Source organism: Coprococcus sp. RTP21281st1_F1_RTP21281_210402 (assembly GCF_040915325.1).
GTDB classification, from domain to species: Bacteria; Bacillota; Clostridia; order Lachnospirales; family Lachnospiraceae; genus Coprococcus; species Coprococcus aceti.
In genome coordinates, this window is the sequence record NZ_JBCPDQ010000002.1 from 305,015 (window position 1) to 322,885 (window position 17,871).

Sequence of the window (17,871 nt, forward strand, 5' to 3'; positions counted from 1 at the left end):
GTCTTGTCCTCAATTCCCAGCAGGACTCTCGTCAGCACCGTCTTGCCACAGCCCGACTCTCCGACGATCGCAAGTGTCTTGCCCTTTTCCAGCTCCAGCGAGACATGGTCGACTATGTTCTTCTGTCCGACAACCTTGTTGAACATTCCCTTTTTCACCGGATACTGCTTCAGCAGATTATCGCAAGATAATACTATATCCTTCATATGATCACCCCAATTCTGTATCTTCGTTAATGTCATAATCCAGTGGGAAATGGCAGGCACACATATGTCCCTCTCCAACCGGTTTCAGTGCCGGCACCTCTTTATGACATATATCTTTCGCATATTCACAACGGGAAGCAAATGGACATCCCTCCGGGACATTTGACATATCCGGCGGGAATCCCGGAATGGATTTCAGTCTCTTCGTCTTACGAGCCTCGAGAAGCGGAACAGAACGGATAAGTCCAACCGTATAAGGATGCTTTGGATTTCTGAGCAGATCCTTCTTGGATGCCGACTCCACGCATCTTCCCGCATACATGACAAATATGTCGTCTGAGAACTGGGACACCACGCCAAAGTCGTGGGTGATTATCATGATGGAGATGCCGGTCTGCTTCTGCACCTCACTGAGGGCTTCGATGATCTCCGCCTGAATGGTGATTCCAAGACTTGTTGTAGGCTCGTCCGCTATGAGCAGATCCGGGTACAATATCATTGACATCGCTATGAATATCCTCTGTCTGAAACCCGCTGAGAACTCACACGGATATTTCTTTATGACCTCCTCGCCGTTGGTTATTCCGACAAGCTTGAGAACTCTCATCATCTCCTGTTTTGCCTTTTCTGAACCCGATGGGGTATGTGCGTTATAGGCCTCGGCAAGCTGTGCTCCAATTGTCATGTAGGGATTGAACGATGTAGTAGGATCCTGGAATATCATGGAGATCTCATTTCCACGGATGCTCTTCATCTCCTTCTCCGGGAGCTTCAGTATATCCTGACCTTTGAACCTGATCTCGCCGCCTGCTATGTAACCCGGAGATTCCACGATCCTCAGTATCGATCTCGCCGTCACGCTCTTGCCGGAACCACTCTCTCCTATTATTCCAAGCACCTTGCCCTTCCGCAGTGAGAAGTTGACTCCCTCAACTGCTTTCACGACTTTGTGCGGACCGGTCTTGAAATAGGTCTTTAAATCCTTTACCTCAAGGATCACATCTGTATCTTTTTCTGTATTATTATCCATACTGTTATCCTCCTATTTGCGAAGCTTTGGATCGAAATGAACCTGAAGATTGTCGCCGATAAAATTCAGTCCGAGAACCATGATGATAAGAACGATGCCGGGGATCATGATATACCATGCATCAGATGCAATATAGCCACGGGCATCGGACATTATGTTTCCAAGGGATATCTTTGGCGGATTTATACCGAGTGACATGTAGCTGAGCAAGCTCTCATTGATGATCATTCCGGCGATATCAAGCGGTATGAGAGGAAGCATGGCAGGGATCAGATTCTTGCCGATATACTTCGTGGATATCCTCCATGAGCTCGCCCCCATGAGCTTTGCCGCTGCGATATAATCTGTGCTCTTCTGGGGTATTACATTTGACCGCACCGTTCTCGCATAGGCCGGCCACAGTGCCAGACTCAGCACTATGGTTACCGACACCTCATTAGGTGCGAACAGTGTGAGTGCGATCATGGCAAGTACGATAAATGGGAATCCCATCTGTACATCGGTGATTCTCATCAGCACTGAATCCAGAGGTCCCGGACTTGTGAGACCGGATATGATTCCGACTATCAGTCCTATGAGAGCGGCCAGCAGAACGCTGCAGAAACCAATTATGACTGAGGTACGGATTCCATACAAAAGTCTCGAGAACAGATCACGTCCTATGGCATCAGTTCCCAGCCAGTGTGCCGGATCCTGAAATGGTTTCAATAATCTGATGGATGGATTTGCCTTGCCCGGGTCCGACGGCGCGATGAGCGGCGCAAAGATTCCGGCAAGGAGATAGATTCCTACAATAATGATTCCAAGTGTAAATAATTTGTTTTTACCAATCCACTGAAGGACTGATCTAAATTTACTTTTTTTCTTCATAATTACAGTCCTCCCTGTGCTTTTCTCATTCGTGGATCAAGACGGATACTTCCAAGATCAATGGCAATATTCAAAACAATAAAGAATACGGAAAACAGAATGATAATTCCCTGGACCAGGTTGTAGTCTCTTCGAAGGATCGCATTTAACACCGTGTATCCGATTCCCGGGAAGTTAAATACATACTCGACAACAACGATACTTCCTACCAGAAAGCCAAGCTGTGTTCCTAGGGATATCAGTACAGGGATAAGTGAATTCCTGAGTGCGTATTTGAAATATATCGCCACTGTCGATATTCCTCTCGCATATGCAACCTTGACAAATTCCTGATTGTAACTGTCGATCAGTGAGGAACGCACCACCTTGGTGAGCACCGCCGTGAGCGGAAGTGCCAGTGCAACTGTCGGGAGCACGCAGGATGCAGGTCCCGAATAATCCATTGACGGCAGCAGTCCAAGTCTGACTGAGAAAATAATGATCAACACGGAGGATACCCAGTAGTTAGGCATTGACTGGAACAGTACCGCAATACTCGAGATGAGACGATCCTCCCATTTATTTCCATTTAGTCCTGCGATAGTTCCCAGGATCAGGGATAATATGATCGATATGACCACTGAAGATATCAGCAGTATCAATGATAAAGGTGTGGCCTGCTCCATAACATTCAGGACTGTATCGCTCTTGAAATATGACTCTCCAAGATCTCCGTGGAACAGATTCACCATGTACATTTTAAACTGCTCCGGGATGGACTTTTCCAGTCCCATACTGTCTCTGATCGCCTGCTGCTGTTCTACTGTTGCTGTCGGAGCCATGACCTTCGCCGGATCTCCCGGTATCATCCGAAGTATTACAAAGCTGATAAATATAACGCAAAAGGTAACAAAAATGCCCTGTGCAAGTCTTTTTAAAACGGTTCCCAGCACTTTGATTTCCTCCCTTCTTAAAAAGGGCCACATGCTGTATCCTTACACATGCAGCCCCTTTTTGTGAATCTAATATATTGCTATGCGCTTACTCTTTTGTGACATTTGTGAAGATATAATCTGCACCACTTGTGTACTCAAGACCCTTGACATTTGATCTTACTCCGAAGATAGTCATGGACTTGATGATAGGGATATCAGGCATCTCCTCTGCCAGGGCCGGAAGGTACTCGTCCTGAAGGATCTGCTTTCTCTTATCTGGGTCTGTCTCAGTTGCGAATCTGTCCATGATGTCCTGAAGCTCTGCCGTAGGCTCATAGTGGCTGATTCGACCTGCTGCATACCATGAATTCAGCTTCAGCTCAGGCTCGATACCTGATGGCTGCCATCCACAGTCGATCATGTAGCAAGGAGTTTCTTCATATAACACATCGCCCCATGATGAAGTATCAAGTGGAACGACCTTACAGTTGATACCGACAGCCTGTAAACAAGCTGCAATGTACTCGTAATATTCCTTTGTTTTAGGGTAAAAACCAACGGATGTGTAAATGTTGAGCTCTGGAAGGCCCTCGCCATTCTCATAGCCGGCTTCCTTCAGGCACTCTGCAGCCTTCTCAGGATCGTACTCGCCGACACCACCTACAGCCTTGTAGCCCCATATAGTTGAGGAGATAAAGCTGTCTGCCTTCTCTGCATATCCGCCAAATATATCATTTACGATTCCGTCATAATCGATCGCGTAGGCTATCGCCTTTCTGACAAGCTTCTCATTCATAGGCGGCATCTTGAACTTTGGAATAAGGTGCTTACACTCTGTGGTGAGAAACTTGTCAACCACGATATTGCTGTCTGACTCAAGCACAGACACCGCATCGGAATCAACACGCTCGATGACATCGGCCTCACCTGACTGCAATGCTGACAGACGTGTTGTGGCATCCGCAACGTACTTGTACTCGATCTTCTTTATCTTAGGAAGAGTTCCCCAGTAATCGTCGAACAGCTCATATGTCGCTGTATCGTTCTCAAAGCTTACCATCTTGTATGGGCCGGTTCCGTTGTATCTCTTATCCAGAGTGTTCTCAGGATCTGCAAGATCGTCAGCGGACATTATCGGAGTTGAACAAAGCATGTTGACCAAAGAGCCAAGAGGCTTTCCCGATGCCGGAGTTATGGTAAATGTATAATCGTCTATGACCTTACACTTTAACTCATCTGCCCACCATGAACCGGATACGTTCTGTGAGCTTGAATATGCCTCACATGATGCTGCGGCATCCTCTGCGGTAAAGTCTGAACCGTCGTGGAACTTTACGCCCTCACGGAGCTTGACCGTCAAGACTGTCTGACTGTCGTCATATGACCACTCAGTAGCAAGATTAGGCTGTGGCTCCTGTGTCTTCTCATCCATGACCAGTAGATGTTCCAGAGCTATGGCCTCTGCGTGAAGCATCATCGTGGAAGTGTGCTTCAGAGGGCTGAGTGATGCCTGCCAGTTCTCTGCTCCCAGGATCACCAGTGTGTCCTTGTCCGTCTTGGACTCAGAGCTTGTTGTCACTGCCTGTGTGCTCCCATCTGTACTTCCTCCAGAGCTTCCACATGCAGTCACCGTAAGTGCCAGTGCGGCTGCCAAAAGTATTGAGCAAATCTTCTTTTTCATAATTCTTCCTCCTTTTCGTGTGTTATCTATGACTCAAGCTGATGCAGACATTTATCGAGGGTTGATGCTATCCAGTCGATATCGCACTCCTGGAATGCCATAGGCGGACGAAGCTTTAAGACATTTCCATAAGGGCCTGCAACAGAAGTCAGTACATTGTTGTCTCGCAGAAGTTCGATGGCATCCAGTGCCTTCTGCTGATCCGGAGTCTTCTTGCCGTCATTCTTCGCAAGCTCAAATCCAATGAACAGGCCTGCGCCTCTGACGTCTCCCACAGAATCAGGATGTCTGTCCTTTACCTCCTGCAATGCTTTCAGAAGCTTTGCACCGACCACCTTGCAATGCTCCTGCAGCTTTTCTTCTTTTATGACATTAAGCACAGCCTGTGCGGCTGCGATAGCCACTGGATTTCCTCCAAATGTATTGAAATATGGAAGTTTGTCGCTGAATGCGGCGAGTACCTCATGCTTGGCGGCAAGTCCTGATATCGGGATTCCGTTACCCATAGGCTTTCCTGTTGTCACCATGTCAGGTATGATCCCATGTCTGGCGAATCCCCAGAACGCATCTCCCGTTCTTGCAAATCCCGGCTGCACCTCATCAGCTATGAATACACCGCCATTCTTATGTACCACATCGATGGCCGCCTTCAGGAAACCGACCGGATTCGGATGTACTCCATCTGATGAGAATATAGAATCTGCAAGGAAGCATGAGAACTTATATCCTGCTGCCTCCAGCTCATCGATCTTCTTCTGCATCTCTCCTGAGTACCATGCGGTGAACTCCTCAGGTGTACCGCCATGTCTGTAATAGTCAGGGGTCTCAATGAGTCTTACATTCGGAAGCAGTGGCTGCTCACTTCCAAGGGCTGGTGAACATCCAGATGTCAGAGCACTTGTTCCGTGGTACGCCTCCCTTGAAACTATGATTCCGGTGCCGCCCGTGTATTCCTGTGCCACTCGGAGTGCCAGGTCATTTGCCTCAGAACCGGTACACATGAACATTATCTTGTCTATCTCGTCCGGCATCATCTTCAGCAGATCCTCACTGTAATCAATGATCCTCTCATGCAGATAACGTGTGTGGGTATTTAAAAGCTTCATCTGCTCTGTAACTGCCTCGACCACAGCAGGATGGCAATGACCGATTCCTGCCACATTGTTGTACATGTCCAGATATTTATTCCCCTCTGCATCCCAGAGGTACTGTCCCTGTCCTCTCACAAGGTTGACCGGCTTTCTATAGAAAAGTCTGTATGCACCACCCATCCATTTCTCACGGCGGTTTATCATATCCCTTGTCGTGTTACTGAGCAGTGAACTGTAGTCATCACTGTAGCTGTTAGTGTCCATAATGCTTGATTTAGTAGCCATATTCCACCTCCAAAAGATTTCCCTGTTAAAACAAAAGGGGCACAGAGATGAAACTTTACAGTTCTATCTCCGTGCCCCTTTGCACTCTAAAATCAGATACGCGCTTCTGTTTTGCTTTGTATCATAGCCACGCCATGTGGGATTGTCAACACATTTTGTGGGTTTTTCTGGTTTTCATTTGTTTTTCATGTTTTTTTGTGTTGTTTTGTGGTTTTATTAGTTTGTGTCCCCCAAATATTTATTTTATTAACCTGGGACAGCGCACAAAAAAACATCACCCCTGTGTCTGAAGTGATGTTTTCCTGTTATATGTAATTATCAGTAATCCTGCCTGTATTATGCCTCGAACTTCTTCACAAGTATACTTGCGTTGTGTCCGCCAAATCCCAGTGAGTTGCTGAGCGCATATGTAATATCCTTGTGTACACCTTCGCCCATGGTGTAGTTGAGATCCATCTCACCCTCTGTCTCGCGGAGACCAACTGTTGGATGGATGTATGAATCCTCTATGGACTTCACACATGTTATGAACTCAACTGCTCCGGCAGCTCCAAACAGATGTCCTATCATGGACTTTGTGGAATTGATGTTCACGTTGTATGCGTCATCGCCCATAGCATACTTGATGGCTCTTGTCTCAAAGAGGTCATTGTGATGGGTACTTGTTCCATGTGCGTTGATGTAGTCAACGTCAGCAGGTGTGATTCCGGCCTCCTCCATGGCAAGCTTCATGGCACGTCCTGCACCACTTCCATCCTCCTTAGGGGATGTGATGTGATATGCATCACAGGTTGAACCATATCCGACTACCTCAGCCAGGATCTGGGCACCTCTCGCCTGAGCATGCTCAAGTGACTCAAGTACAACAACTCCTGCGCCCTCTGCTATTACAAATCCACATCTGTCCTTGTCAAATGGTATGGACGCTCTCATAGGATCCTCTGCACTTGAAAGCGCTGTCATTGAGATAAATCCTGATACATTTGTCTCACAGATAGGTGACTCTGCACCACCTGCAACCATGACATCGGCCTCTCCTGCCTGTATATATCTGTAAGCCTCTCCTATAGAGTTTGTTCCTGTGGCACAGGCTGTAACTATGTCAGTACATTTGCCCTCAAGGCCAAACTGTATTGCAACATTGCCCGCAGCCATGTTGGATATCATCATAGGAACCATCATTACACTGACTCTGTTCGCTTTGCCCTCTACAACCTTCTTGTGCTCCTTCTCTATGGTTGCCACACCGCCAAGTCCGTTTCCTATACATGTTCCGATCCTTGTTCTGTCTTCCTTCTCAAGGTCAAGACCTGCATCCTTGATTGCCTCGCCTGTAGCTGCTATGGCATACTGACAAAATGGCTCCATACGTCTTGCCGCCTTTGGATCCATATACTGCTTTGGATCAAAGTTCTTCACCTCAGCAGCAAGCTTGCACTTGTAATCGCTGACATCAAACTTTGTGATCTCTCCGATACCAACTGTATTCTTCTTTATATTATCCCAGAATTCTTCTACACTGTTTCCTATAGGTGTCACAGCACCCATGCCTGTTACAACTACTCTTTTCATCTCATACCTCGTATTTTTCATTCTATCTGCTGACAGTGCATTTTTGCACCCCAGATAAAAATAATTTTACCACAATGTAATATATATAACAAGGTTAAATAGTTTTGATTACTACATAGTTTGCTATTTGAGCAGTCCGCGGCTCTCCTTCAGGGTGAGTATCCTTCGGACGCTCTCGTCTATCCTGTCCTCTGACAGCTCGCCGTCCGCCACTGCCTGTTCTATGGAATTCACCGCCGACGCCATATCCTTCGGCTGCAGTATCATATCCATTCCGGCTTTTACCGACATCACTACCGCATCATCCACACTGTAATTGTCCGCTATGGATTCCATCTCAAATGAATCGGTTATGGCAACTCCTTCAAACTTCAGTTCATCCCTAAGAATACCGGTCGCTATCTTGTATGAGAGAGTGGCTGGAACCTCGTCTATATCCGGGACGATCAGATGTCCGACCATGACAAATTCTGCCCCCGCCTCTATACCCGACCTGAACGGCTGCATCTCATCCGCCATAATCTCTTCCTTTGTTCTATGCACATAGGCACTGCTATAATGTGAGTCCTCCGCCGTGTCTCCATGCCCCGGGAAATGCTTCAGGGTGCACATGACTCCTCCGTCGTTGAAGCCCTTCACCGCATTTCCAACGAGCTCTGCCGCCTGGGCGTAGTCATCGCTGTATGCGCGCTCGCCGATAACCGTATTGTCTGGGTTCGACCACACGTCCGCCACCGGCGCAAAGTCGAGATTGAAGCCAAGCGCCGACATATCATTTGCTATGGTGTATGCGTTCTCATATGCCGTTTCGTCTCCGTCGTCCTTGTAATAGTACATGGAGCCTATATATGTGGTTCCGACAGTATCCATCAGGCGGTTTACTACGCCGCCCTCCTCGTCGGTCGCCACAAATAATCCTATACTGCTGTACTTCTGGGAGTTGTCGATCATCTCCTTCACCTGATCCTGACTCTCAAGGTTCTTCGCAAAGTACACGATACCGCCAACAGGATAATTCTCCAGAGCCTGTCTGGTCGCATCCCCTGCCACAGTCACGCCGTCCTCTCCCGTGAGCTCCTCAGGAGTCACAAACATCATCTGACAGACCTTTTCATGAAGCGTCATCCCAGCAAGTGTCTCATCCACCAGACTCGGCTTCTCCTCCTCGGTCACCTCCGTCGTTTCCTGGCTATCCGCGGTCTGCTCTTCTGTCGTAGTTCCGCTCTCCGTGACATCAGCAGCTACGCCTGTATTTCCATTGTCATTTTCTACGTGGCCTCCGGCTTTCCCCGCGCTGCCTCTCAGCATGAAGATTCCCCATATTCCGGCTGCCAGACACACCATTACGATCAATACCACAAGTGCTTTTTTCATTGGTTTTCTCCGTGATTCAATTACAACTGGAACACAACCACCAGAAGCATCTTGAACTGCTCCTTGCCGTATACGGCATGTGGATGCTTTGCAGGCATTACTATTGACTCGCCCTCGTGGAGTTCATACTTGACACCGTCTATTGTCACCTCGCCCACACCGTCAAGGCACGTCACAAATGCATCTCCGTCAGACTCGTGTGTGCTGATCTCCTCATCCTTGTCAAATGCAAATAAGGTTATACTCATGCATACATTCTGGGCAAGTGTCTTACTTACGACCTGTCCCTCCTGATATGCCACCTGATCCTTGAGCTTAAGTACCTCTGACTGTGCGATATTCTTCATGATTCCCATGTTCGTTACCTCCTGATATATTCTGATATATTGTTCGCTTATAGTATTATTCCACTTTTTAGTATTCTAGTATGTTGAAAAATCAACGTACTAGAATTGTTGTAATGATTTATTATGACATTTGTACGAATCAAAACAACCTGGCATGCACACATTACTATCAGAGTACATCTGATCAATAACAAATGCCCAAAACATGACAAAAAAAGCCATTTTTCTATTATAAGTATAGTTTTATCTTTTGTAAACCCAATACCATTCAGCTATTATTAATTAGTGAGGGTCACTACGTTTTTTTGGATTTAAAGGAGCTCTGATTATTATGATAGGTGAACAATTAAGAACACTGCGCACCGCGAACAAGATGACACAGAAAGAGCTTGCAGGGGAGTTATCAGTGGCATTCCAGACTATAAGCAATTGGGAGAACAATTCCATCGACCCGTCTGTGAGCATGATTCTCCGCATCGCTGAATATTTCAACTGCTCCACTGATTATCTTCTCAAAGGGGATGATTCAAGTGCCAAGTATATTGATACAACCCAGTTGACAGAACATCAGCACGCACAGCTTCTTGGGCTTGCAAAGGAATTCTCCAAACTGAACAAGAAATAAAATATAACTTTATAATGTTCATATTACAGATACAGGGTATCACAACATTGTTGCGATACCCTGTTTTCTATTTGTATTATTCCAGATCGTGATCTGTATATCCTACAGGCTCATGCCACCGTCAACCTTTATGACCTGGCCTGTTATGTATGATGCCTTGTCTGAAGCCAAAAATGCCGCTGTCTCAGCGATATCTGAAACCTCACCGAGTCTCTTGACTGTGATATGGTCAAGCATAGCCTCCTTTGCCTTGTCTGAGAGTGCATCTGTCATGTCTGTCTTGATAAATCCTGGTGCTATGGCATTTGCTGTGATTCCACGGCTTCCAAGCTCCTTTGCTATAGACTTGGTGATGCCGATCACGCCTGCCTTTGACGCTGCATAATTCACCTGACCTGCATTTCCCTCTATTCCGACTACTGATGACATGTTGATGATACGTCCATACTTCTGCTTCATCATGGTTCTGTACACATGCTTGATACAGTTGAATGTACCCTTGAGATTGATATTGATAACATCATCGAAATCAGCCTCCTTCATGCCAAGCACAAGGTTGTCTCTTGTGATTCCCGCATTGTTCACGAGAATGTCTATTCTTCCATATGTAGTGACTGCAAACTTCATGAGAGCCTCAGCCTCAGCGAAATCTGCCACATTTGCCTTGAAAGCCACTGCCTCTCCGCCTTCTGCCTTGATCTCCTCAACCAGGCTGTTTGCACGCTCCTCTGAGCCGTTGAAGTTTACTACTACCTTTGCGCCATATCCGGCAAATGTCTTTGCTATCTCACGTCCGATACCTCTTCCGGCACCTGTTACTACTGCTACCTTATCCTTAAGCATTCAGTTCCTCCAATTTCGCTAAATCGTCTACAGTTGCAATATTTATACTCTTTACCTCTCTGTTGATCTTCTTCATGAAGCCTGTGAGAGTCTTGCCCGGGCCGACCTCGATAAATGTGTCAACACCGTCAGCTATCATGTTCTCTATTGTCTGCTGCCATCTTACTGATGAGTACACCTGTCTCTTCAGGAGCTCCTTAACCTTTGCTGCGTCTGTGATCTCCTCTGCGTCTGCATTGCAGTAGTAAGGAGCAAATCCCTCTGCAACATCCACGCCCTGAAGGAAGTCGTAAAGTTTCTCACCTGCAGGCACAAGCATCTGTGAGTGGAATGGACCACTTACGTTAAGTGGGATAACTCTCTTGGCTCCAGCCTCTGCAAGTGCTGCTGATGCTGCCTTAACAGCCTCTGCCTCACCTGATATAACGATCTGTCCAGGACAGTTGTAGTTTGCTATCTGTACCTTGCCAGGTGTGTTCTCACATATCTCGGCAATCTTGTCAGCGTCCATTGCTATGACTGCTGCCATTCCGCCCATTCCGAGAGGTACTTCGTTCTGCATAAGGATACCTCTTCTTCTAACTGTCTTGATGCCGTCAGCGAGAGTCATGGCTCCTGCTGCAACAAGTGCGCTGTACTCACCGAGTGAGAGTCCTGCAAATACATCAGCCTTGAGACCTGCGTTCTTCAGGTGCTCATATATGGCAACCTCTGCAGCAACCATGGCCGGCTGTGTGTACTCTGTCTTGTTGATGTCATCGTTCTCCTCGAAACAGATCTTCTTAAGCTCTATATCCAGAACGTCATCTGCCTCGTCAAATACCTTCTTGCTGTCCTCAAAACTGTCATAAAAATCCTTTGCCATGCCCACATACTGTGCGCCCTGACCTGGGAATATAACTGCTGTCTTACCCATTTCTTTTTTACCGCCTTTATTATATTTTGTAATTGATTTACATTCGCATATCATTGATGTCTGTCTGTACTGGATTTTATCAACCATCTCTCATGCTACATCCAGAAGCCAAGTCAACCATCCCTTATTATAGAACAGGGCTCCGCAAATCGCAAGGTCAAGAATTAATACTGCGTTAATACTTCAGCTTGCTCCGCACTTCGTGCTCCCGCAATCTGCCGCGCTTCATTCACACTCCGGCCTGTCAGCCTCCGTGTTTCATGTACCGCTTAACCGCCAAATGATACCGGATTTTTTCGAGCGAGCTCGAAAATCCGGCATCATTTGGCGGTGTATTAACGCACAAAAAAAGCACATGCCATCAAGCCCCACGGCTCAAAGCATCTGCTGTAAATCAACTCTCATATAATATATATAACCTTGGATGGTCAGTCAGGACTCATGTCCTGGCTGGCTACCAAAGTTATGTCATGTCCGATACATGACAACTTTGAATAACAAATGTATTCAAAACAGTCCAATCTGTTCAGTTAGCAATATTACTCCTCAACACCCTTGCTCTTAAGGTAGTTAAGTACGTCCTCAAATGTAGCTACGTCATCGAGCTCCTCAGCAGGGATCTCAACATCGAACTCATCCTCAAGCTTCATAACGATCTCGTAAAGATCAAGTGAATCAACACCAAGATCATCCTTGAAGTTTGTGTCAAGCTTCATCTCGTCCTGTGAAACTCCTAACTGCTCCTCGAATATTGCCTTAACCTTATCAAACATGTTCTAATCCTCCTAAACTATAGTAAATGTTACCATTATCCTCACGGACGCTTATACTATAACCTAAGGCTACAGTAAAGTCAACACGAAGATTTTCATTGTTTTTTCGCTTATTTTTCAGCGTCAGACTTGATCGCACCGGTCTCATATATGAACTTAACTGTGCTCTTTGTACCATCGATCGTACCTGTGAAGCTTGTGTAAGTTGTGTCGTCTGAGAAGAGTGCCTCTATATAATCAATGTCTGCCTGATAGTTGCCTGCAAACAGCTTTGTGATCTTCTTGATACCCTCTTCGTTGAACTGCTTCATTCCATCGCTGAGAGTCTTTGAACCTGTTACAAGCTCCTTTGCTCCGTCATCCAGAGTCTTGCTTCCGCTGTCAAGCTGTGATGCTCCATCACTGAGGGTCTTTGCTCCTGCTGCGATCTGGCCTGCACTTGAATCAAGAGTTCCTGCCGCCGTCTTTAACTGGCTGCTTCCATTTGCCAGTGTTAAGCTTCCCTGATACAGTGTGTTCATATTTGTTGATATTGTAGCTGCTCCATCGCTGAGAGTCTTTGTACCCTTCTTGAGTGCTGCTGCACCTCTTGAGAGATCTCCGGTTCCCTTTGCGATTGCCTTGACACCTGCATATGCGGAATCGATTCCTGTTGAAATGCTTGAAGCACCGTCACTGATGGTCTTGAGTCCTGTTGACAACTCGCCCATCTTGGTATCCAGTGTCTCAGCACCCTGCTGTAATGCTGTTATCTGTGCTGTTGTCTCCTCTGAAGTCAAAGTAGCTGTGAGGGTCGTTCCTATCTGATCGATCGCATTGAGAGCACCCTTTGCCTTTGCAAGGCCTGTGTACTGTGCAAAATATGCATCGTATGTTCCATCGCCCTTTGCCGCATCCAGAGTAGTCTTACCTAATGCAAGTGCTCCTTCAAGCTGTGACATAGCCGCATCTATTCCGGCCTCGCTTGTTATGGAACCGCCGAGCTGGCTGTATACATTTGACTGAGCCTGGCTTACGATCTGTGATGGCATTCCTGTCAGCATGGTGATCAATGTGTTCACACCATTATTGAGCTCTGTAGCGCCCTTTGCAAGTGCCTGTGAACCTGCATATGCATTGCTTGCTCCTGATGCCAGTGAGCTTGCGCCCTTGGAAAGTCCAGGATTGCTGTCCGTTCCCTCAAAGCCTGCCTGAAGTTCATTTGCACCCTTGTTTAACTTATCAGCACCACTCTTGAGTGTGCCAACACTTGTATCTACTGTCTTAGCTCCAGTTGCCAGTGTCTTAGCTCCGTCATTAAGTGCTGAAGAACCATCCTTTATGGACTTGATTCCATCGTCCAGGGTTCCCATGGCTGTTGATATCTGTGAAGTACCATCTGCCAGCTGGCTTGTATATGTCTCAAGTGAAGCTGCACCGTCTGCCAGTGTGTCAGCACCCTTCTTTAATGAGTAAGTACCATCCTTCAGAGTCTCCAGACCATTTGTGATCTTTCCTGAACCCTCCTCGAGCTGATCTGCAGAATCACCGAGCTGATCCACACTGTCTGTGAGTGAGCTGACATCAGCCTTGTCCTTAACCTCGTCTATGGCATCCTCTGCGCTTGATCCAAGAAGGTCACTTGCTGCAACCGTCATGGTCATTGAGAGCTCGAAGTCTGTGACATCCGCTGTAACCTCAACATAATCAGGTACATCTATGTTATCAAGTGCTGTCTCTATCTTGCTGTCATTTATACCATCCTGTAAGCACTGCTTGAATCCAGGAACTGCATATCCGACTACGATCTGGTTGCTTCCCTCTGAGATGACCTTACCATTCTCAACCTGAACGTTTGAGAACTTATCTACAGGAAGGATCATTCCTGAGAGCATTACAAATGGTGAGATGACCTCTGTATTCTTGCTGTCCACTGTGACTGTCTTCTTGGTGTTGTTGGTATAATCAAATCTGATGGTGACCTTACCGCTCTTGCCTGCAAGCTCTGAAGGCTCTATCTCCTCGCCGTCAAGCTTGTATGTTATCTTTACATCTACAGGGAGCTCCTCATTTGACTTGCCCTGATAGTAGATATCTGATCCATTTGCAGCCCATGTTATAGTGCCATCGCCGTTGTCCTTGTATTCCTCATAGCCCTTCACGTTCTGGATGTCTGTGAGGTTTGTCTTGTCGTTGAGTCCCTCTGCACCGTCTGAGTTCTTCAGCCATGTGCTGACTGTAACGTCATTTGCATTTCCATTTGCATCGGCAAGGACATATACTGTCTCTTCCTTGTCTGCGTCAGATGCGCCATCCTTGGATATCTCAGATGTAAGTGCATCCTGAAGTGTGTCTGACTCGCTCTCGGTTGTAGCCTCGGCCTTGTCTGAGGATGAGCTGTCATTTGTATCTCCGCATCCTGTTGCCAGTGATGCCATCATAACTGCTGATAATGCAACGCATATATATTTCTTCCATTTGATCATATTATTACCTCTTTTCATAGATTACAAAAGTTCCGTAGTTACATCTGTTTATAACTGCTATGCCTGAGTGGCTGCAGTGTCCTCATCGCTAACCTTCGCTGATGGTCCATCCATCAGGTTCTTCCTGTATCTGAACATGATGACCTTATCGAAGAGCATCAGTGCTGATGGAAGCATCAGGATAACTGCACACATACTTATGAGTGCTCCACGAGCCATAAGTGTACACAGCGCGCTGATCATATCTATATCTGAGTAAAGACCTACGCCAAATGTTGCAGCGAAGAATGAAAGTGCGCTGACAACTATGGACTGTACTGACTCCTGGCATGCTGTTGCCACGGCGTCAAACTTTCTGTATCCGTTCAGTCTGTTTCTCTTGTACTTCGTTGTCATCAGTATGGCGTAATCAACCGTCGCGCCGAGCTGGATAGTACCGATAACTATTGAAGCTATGAACGGTATCTCTGTTCCGGTGAAGCAAGGGATACCCATATTGATGAATATCGCAAACTCTATGACTGCCACAAGTACGATTGGCAGTGATATTGAACCGAATACACAGAGGATGATAATGAATATCGCTCCGATGGATACTGTACTTACAGATGCGAAATCCTTATCTGTTATAGTGATAAGATCCTTTGTACAAGGAGCCTCACCAACCAGCATGTTCTTCTCGTTGTATGAATCGATGGTATTATTGATCTCTGTACACTGATTGTTAACCTCATCTGAAGCAACCTCATACTCTGATCCGACGAGTATCAACTGCCAGTCATCGCTCTTGAGCGCCTCTGTGACATCTGAAGGTATGAAGTCGGTTGGAATACCTGCTCCAATGATGCTGTCAAGTCCGAGACAGAACTTAACTCCATCGATGTTCTCGATATCTGACATCATGTTTCTTGTGTCCTTGTCACTCTGATCATTTGTGACAAGTATCATATGTGTTGAATTCATGTTGAATACCTCAGCCAGCTCTGTGTTGGCCTGAACACTCTCCAGACTGTCTGGAAGTGATGAATCCAGCTTGTAATAAACCTTTGTATGATTGTATCCGTATATTGCAGGGATCAGGATGATCACGAACAATACAAGGAATACTTTGTAGTGCTTAGCTATGAATTTTCCTACTCCCTTGAACTCTGGAAGTATTACTCTGTGTGTTGTCTTCTCTATCGCCTTGTCAAATACAAGGATGAGTGATGGAAGTATCGTTACACATGCGATAACTCCGAGTACGACACCCTTTGCCATGACGATACCAAGGTCAAGTCCGAGGGTAAAGCTCATGAAGCACAGTGCAACGAATCCGGCAACTGTTGTTATGGAACTTCCCACAACTGATGATATTGTCTCTGCGATGGCGTGTGCCATAGCCTCTTTCTTATCCGTGTATTCCTTCTGCTGTGCCTTGTAGCTGTGCCACAGGAATATGGAGTAATCCATTGTAACTCCGAGCTGAAGTACCGCAGCCAGCGCCTTTGTTATGTATGATACCTGACCCATGAGGATATTTGATCCAAGGTTGTACACGATCGCCATTCCTATACTTGCAAGGAAGAGTACCGGGATCATGATAGAGTCCATTGTGATCGCCAGGATGATACTACTCAGGATAACCGCTATAAGTACGTATATCGGGGTTTCCTTCTCTGACAGCTTCTTGGTATCGACGACAACCGCTGACATACCGGACAGGAAGCACTGCTTGTTTGATATGCTTCTTATCTCCTCGATGGCATCCATTGTGCCGTCCGCCGATGTGGTATCATCAAATATGATGGCCATCATGGTGGCATTCTTTTCGTCATTATTAAATGCATCATAAAGGCTTTCAGGAAGCATATCCTTTGGTACTGACAGGTCTGCAAAGCTGTCATACCATATAACCTTTGATACATGGTCTACTTTTTCAATCTTTGATTTCAGTGCGGATACATCTTTGTCTTCCATCCCCTCTACCACATACAGCGAGAAGGCTCCTGTACCGAACTGGTCAACCAGTATATCCTGACCTTCCATGGTCTCGATATCCTTCGGAAGATATGACAGAATATCGTAGTTTACCCTGGTCTTGATATAACCGTATGCCGCTGGTATGAGAAGAACTAAGCTGAGAATCAGTATTACGACCCTCGCACTTACTATCTTTTCTCCTAGTTTTAACATAGCCATAACATCTCCTTTTTCTATTCTGTGGTGGATTATACAACCTGATATTTCTTAAATAAACTACCCAAAATACGAAAACGTTTACATTTTGTTACAAATATGCTAATCTGTAACAAACGTTTGAACACATATTCAAAATTGATTATAAACAAATTATAAACTGAGGGAGGTTTGGGAAAGTGCCTAATCCAAGCGAGGAAAAGACTGAAGATAAAATTATCAAAAGCTTCAAAAAGCTTGTAAACGAATATTCCTTTGATAAGATCACTGTCACGATGATCGCTGAAGACGTCGGAATATCAAGACCGATATTCTACAGACATTTTAAAGACAAATATGAGCTGATGGATTACATGCTCTACAATGAGGTGACCAAGGAACTGGAGGTACTGCTTGAGCACAACATGATCCTTGAGGCCATAAAATATCTCTTCACACACATTATTAATGAAGCGAAGCTTTACAGAAAGCTTTTTGAGACAACCGGGCAGAACAGCTTTGAGCAGGTCATGATCGAACAGTTCACCAGTTTCTTCAAGGAACACCTGAAGATATTTGACACGGATCAGATTCCTGACAATCCTATGCTGTCTCCTCTTATTATATGTAAGTATCTGGTAATGGGTCTCACCGTTGCCATCAAGGGATACCTGAACAGCCCGGAGATCACGAGTATCAACGTGGATCAGGCTGTGGAGGCT

General features: G+C 46.1%; 16 protein-coding genes. 2 read left to right on the forward strand and 14 right to left on the reverse strand.

Going from position 1 to position 17,871, the window contains the following annotated elements; genetic code table 11:
* The 9 genes from AB5150_RS03415 to AB5150_RS03455 form a co-directional block, all read right to left on the reverse strand.
* On the reverse strand, positions 1 to 206 hold a 206-nt coding region (locus AB5150_RS03415), incomplete at its 3' end, for an ATP-binding cassette domain-containing protein (protein WP_368291194.1).
* Between the two features lie 4 nt (positions 207 to 210).
* Positions 211 to 1,236 carry an ABC transporter ATP-binding protein gene (locus tag AB5150_RS03420; RefSeq protein ID WP_368291195.1) on the reverse strand — a complete coding sequence of 342 codons (1,026 nt, stop codon included), beginning with the start codon at positions 1,234 to 1,236 and terminating at the stop codon, positions 211 to 213.
* Between the two features lie 12 nt (positions 1,237 to 1,248).
* Entirely contained in the window at positions 1,249 to 2,106 is an 858-nt protein-coding gene (locus tag AB5150_RS03425; protein WP_015534630.1) for an ABC transporter permease, read from the reverse strand.
* Positions 2,107 to 2,108: 2 nt separating this feature from the next.
* A complete protein-coding gene (locus AB5150_RS03430; protein WP_055145097.1) occupies positions 2,109 to 3,038 on the reverse strand; it encodes an ABC transporter permease in 930 nt (309 codons plus the stop codon).
* A gap of 88 nt (positions 3,039 to 3,126) precedes the next feature.
* The gene (locus tag AB5150_RS03435) at positions 3,127 to 4,701 is read right to left on the reverse strand and encodes an ABC transporter substrate-binding protein (RefSeq protein ID WP_015534629.1); all 1,575 of its coding nucleotides are present in this window, start codon (positions 4,699 to 4,701) and stop codon (positions 3,127 to 3,129) included.
* Positions 4,702 to 4,727: 26 nt separating this feature from the next.
* A complete protein-coding gene (locus AB5150_RS03440) occupies positions 4,728 to 6,077 on the reverse strand; it encodes an aspartate aminotransferase family protein (protein WP_015534628.1) in 1,350 nt (449 codons plus the stop codon).
* Positions 6,078 to 6,413: 336 nt separating this feature from the next.
* The gene (fabF, locus tag AB5150_RS03445) at positions 6,414 to 7,649 is read right to left on the reverse strand and encodes a beta-ketoacyl-ACP synthase II (protein WP_022216985.1); all 1,236 of its coding nucleotides are present in this window, start codon (positions 7,647 to 7,649) and stop codon (positions 6,414 to 6,416) included.
* A gap of 123 nt (positions 7,650 to 7,772) precedes the next feature.
* Positions 7,773 to 9,023 (reverse strand): glycoside hydrolase family 3 protein, encoded by a 1,251-nt coding sequence (locus AB5150_RS03450; RefSeq protein WP_022216986.1) that lies wholly within the window; start codon positions 9,021 to 9,023, stop codon positions 7,773 to 7,775.
* A gap of 20 nt (positions 9,024 to 9,043) precedes the next feature.
* Positions 9,044 to 9,379, reverse strand: a complete 336-nt coding sequence (locus AB5150_RS03455) for a cupin domain-containing protein (protein WP_022216987.1) — start codon at positions 9,377 to 9,379, stop codon at positions 9,044 to 9,046.
* 322 nt (positions 9,380 to 9,701) lie between these two features.
* On the opposite strand from AB5150_RS03455, the gene AB5150_RS03460 reads away from it, so the two are divergent.
* A complete protein-coding gene (locus AB5150_RS03460) occupies positions 9,702 to 9,995 on the forward strand; it encodes a helix-turn-helix domain-containing protein (protein WP_015534624.1) in 294 nt (97 codons plus the stop codon).
* 102 nt (positions 9,996 to 10,097) lie between these two features.
* Here the strand turns inward: AB5150_RS03460 and fabG are convergent, their stop codons facing one another.
* The 5 genes from fabG to AB5150_RS03485 all read right to left on the reverse strand — a co-directional run bounded on the left by fabG (position 10,098) and on the right by AB5150_RS03485 (position 17,167).
* Positions 10,098 to 10,838, reverse strand: a complete 741-nt coding sequence (fabG, locus tag AB5150_RS03465) for a 3-oxoacyl-[acyl-carrier-protein] reductase (protein WP_004852016.1) — start codon at positions 10,836 to 10,838, stop codon at positions 10,098 to 10,100.
* Positions 10,831 to 11,754 (reverse strand): ACP S-malonyltransferase, encoded by a 924-nt coding sequence (fabD, locus tag AB5150_RS03470; protein WP_015534623.1) that lies wholly within the window; start codon positions 11,752 to 11,754, stop codon positions 10,831 to 10,833. Before fabD ends, fabG begins: the two co-directional genes overlap by 8 nt.
* 539 nt (positions 11,755 to 12,293) lie before the next feature.
* Positions 12,294 to 12,527, reverse strand: coding sequence for an acyl carrier protein (acpP, locus tag AB5150_RS03475; protein WP_022216990.1), 234 nt, complete (start codon positions 12,525 to 12,527; stop codon positions 12,294 to 12,296).
* 110 nt (positions 12,528 to 12,637) lie between these two features.
* Entirely contained in the window at positions 12,638 to 14,992 is a 2,355-nt protein-coding gene (locus AB5150_RS03480; protein WP_015534622.1) for an X-X-X-Leu-X-X-Gly heptad repeats, read from the reverse strand.
* Between the two features lie 57 nt (positions 14,993 to 15,049).
* On the reverse strand, positions 15,050 to 17,167 hold the full coding sequence (locus AB5150_RS03485; protein WP_015534621.1) for an RND family transporter: 2,118 nt from the start codon (positions 17,165 to 17,167) through the stop codon (positions 15,050 to 15,052).
* A gap of 182 nt (positions 17,168 to 17,349) precedes the next feature.
* Between AB5150_RS03485 and AB5150_RS03490 the strand changes: the two genes are divergently transcribed.
* On the forward strand, positions 17,350 to 17,871 hold a 522-nt coding region (locus AB5150_RS03490), incomplete at its 3' end, for a TetR/AcrR family transcriptional regulator (RefSeq protein WP_368291196.1).

What these genes read in the sequence shown, in the direction of transcription:
- fabG (WP_004852016.1), bottom strand. Translation starts at nt 10,838, where the DNA reads ATGCTTAAGGATAAGGTAGCAGTAGTAACAGGTGCCGGAAGAGGTATC.
- acpP (WP_022216990.1), bottom strand. Translation starts at nt 12,527, where the DNA reads ATGTTTGATAAGGTTAAGGCAATATTCGAGGAGCAGTTAGGAGTTTCA.
- AB5150_RS03420 (WP_368291195.1), bottom strand. Translation starts at nt 1,236, where the DNA reads ATGGATAATAATACAGAAAAAGATACAGATGTGATCCTTGAGGTAAAG.
- AB5150_RS03485 (WP_015534621.1), bottom strand. Translation starts at nt 17,167, where the DNA reads ATGTTAAAACTAGGAGAAAAGATAGTAAGTGCGAGGGTCGTAATACTG.
- AB5150_RS03425 (WP_015534630.1), bottom strand. Translation starts at nt 2,106, where the DNA reads ATGAAGAAAAAAAGTAAATTTAGATCAGTCCTTCAGTGGATTGGTAAA.
- AB5150_RS03455 (WP_022216987.1), bottom strand. Translation starts at nt 9,379, where the DNA reads ATGGGAATCATGAAGAATATCGCACAGTCAGAGGTACTTAAGCTCAAG.
- AB5150_RS03435 (WP_015534629.1), bottom strand. Translation starts at nt 4,701, where the DNA reads ATGAAAAAGAAGATTTGCTCAATACTTTTGGCAGCCGCACTGGCACTT.
- AB5150_RS03450 (WP_022216986.1), bottom strand. Translation starts at nt 9,023, where the DNA reads ATGAAAAAAGCACTTGTGGTATTGATCGTAATGGTGTGTCTGGCAGCC.
- fabF (WP_022216985.1), bottom strand. Translation starts at nt 7,649, where the DNA reads ATGAAAAGAGTAGTTGTAACAGGCATGGGTGCTGTGACACCTATAGGA.
- AB5150_RS03480 (WP_015534622.1), bottom strand. Translation starts at nt 14,992, where the DNA reads ATGATCAAATGGAAGAAATATATATGCGTTGCATTATCAGCAGTTATG.
- AB5150_RS03460 (WP_015534624.1), top strand. Translation starts at nt 9,702, where the DNA reads ATGATAGGTGAACAATTAAGAACACTGCGCACCGCGAACAAGATGACA.
- fabD (WP_015534623.1), bottom strand. Translation starts at nt 11,754, where the DNA reads ATGGGTAAGACAGCAGTTATATTCCCAGGTCAGGGCGCACAGTATGTG.
- AB5150_RS03440 (WP_015534628.1), bottom strand. Translation starts at nt 6,077, where the DNA reads ATGGCTACTAAATCAAGCATTATGGACACTAACAGCTACAGTGATGAC.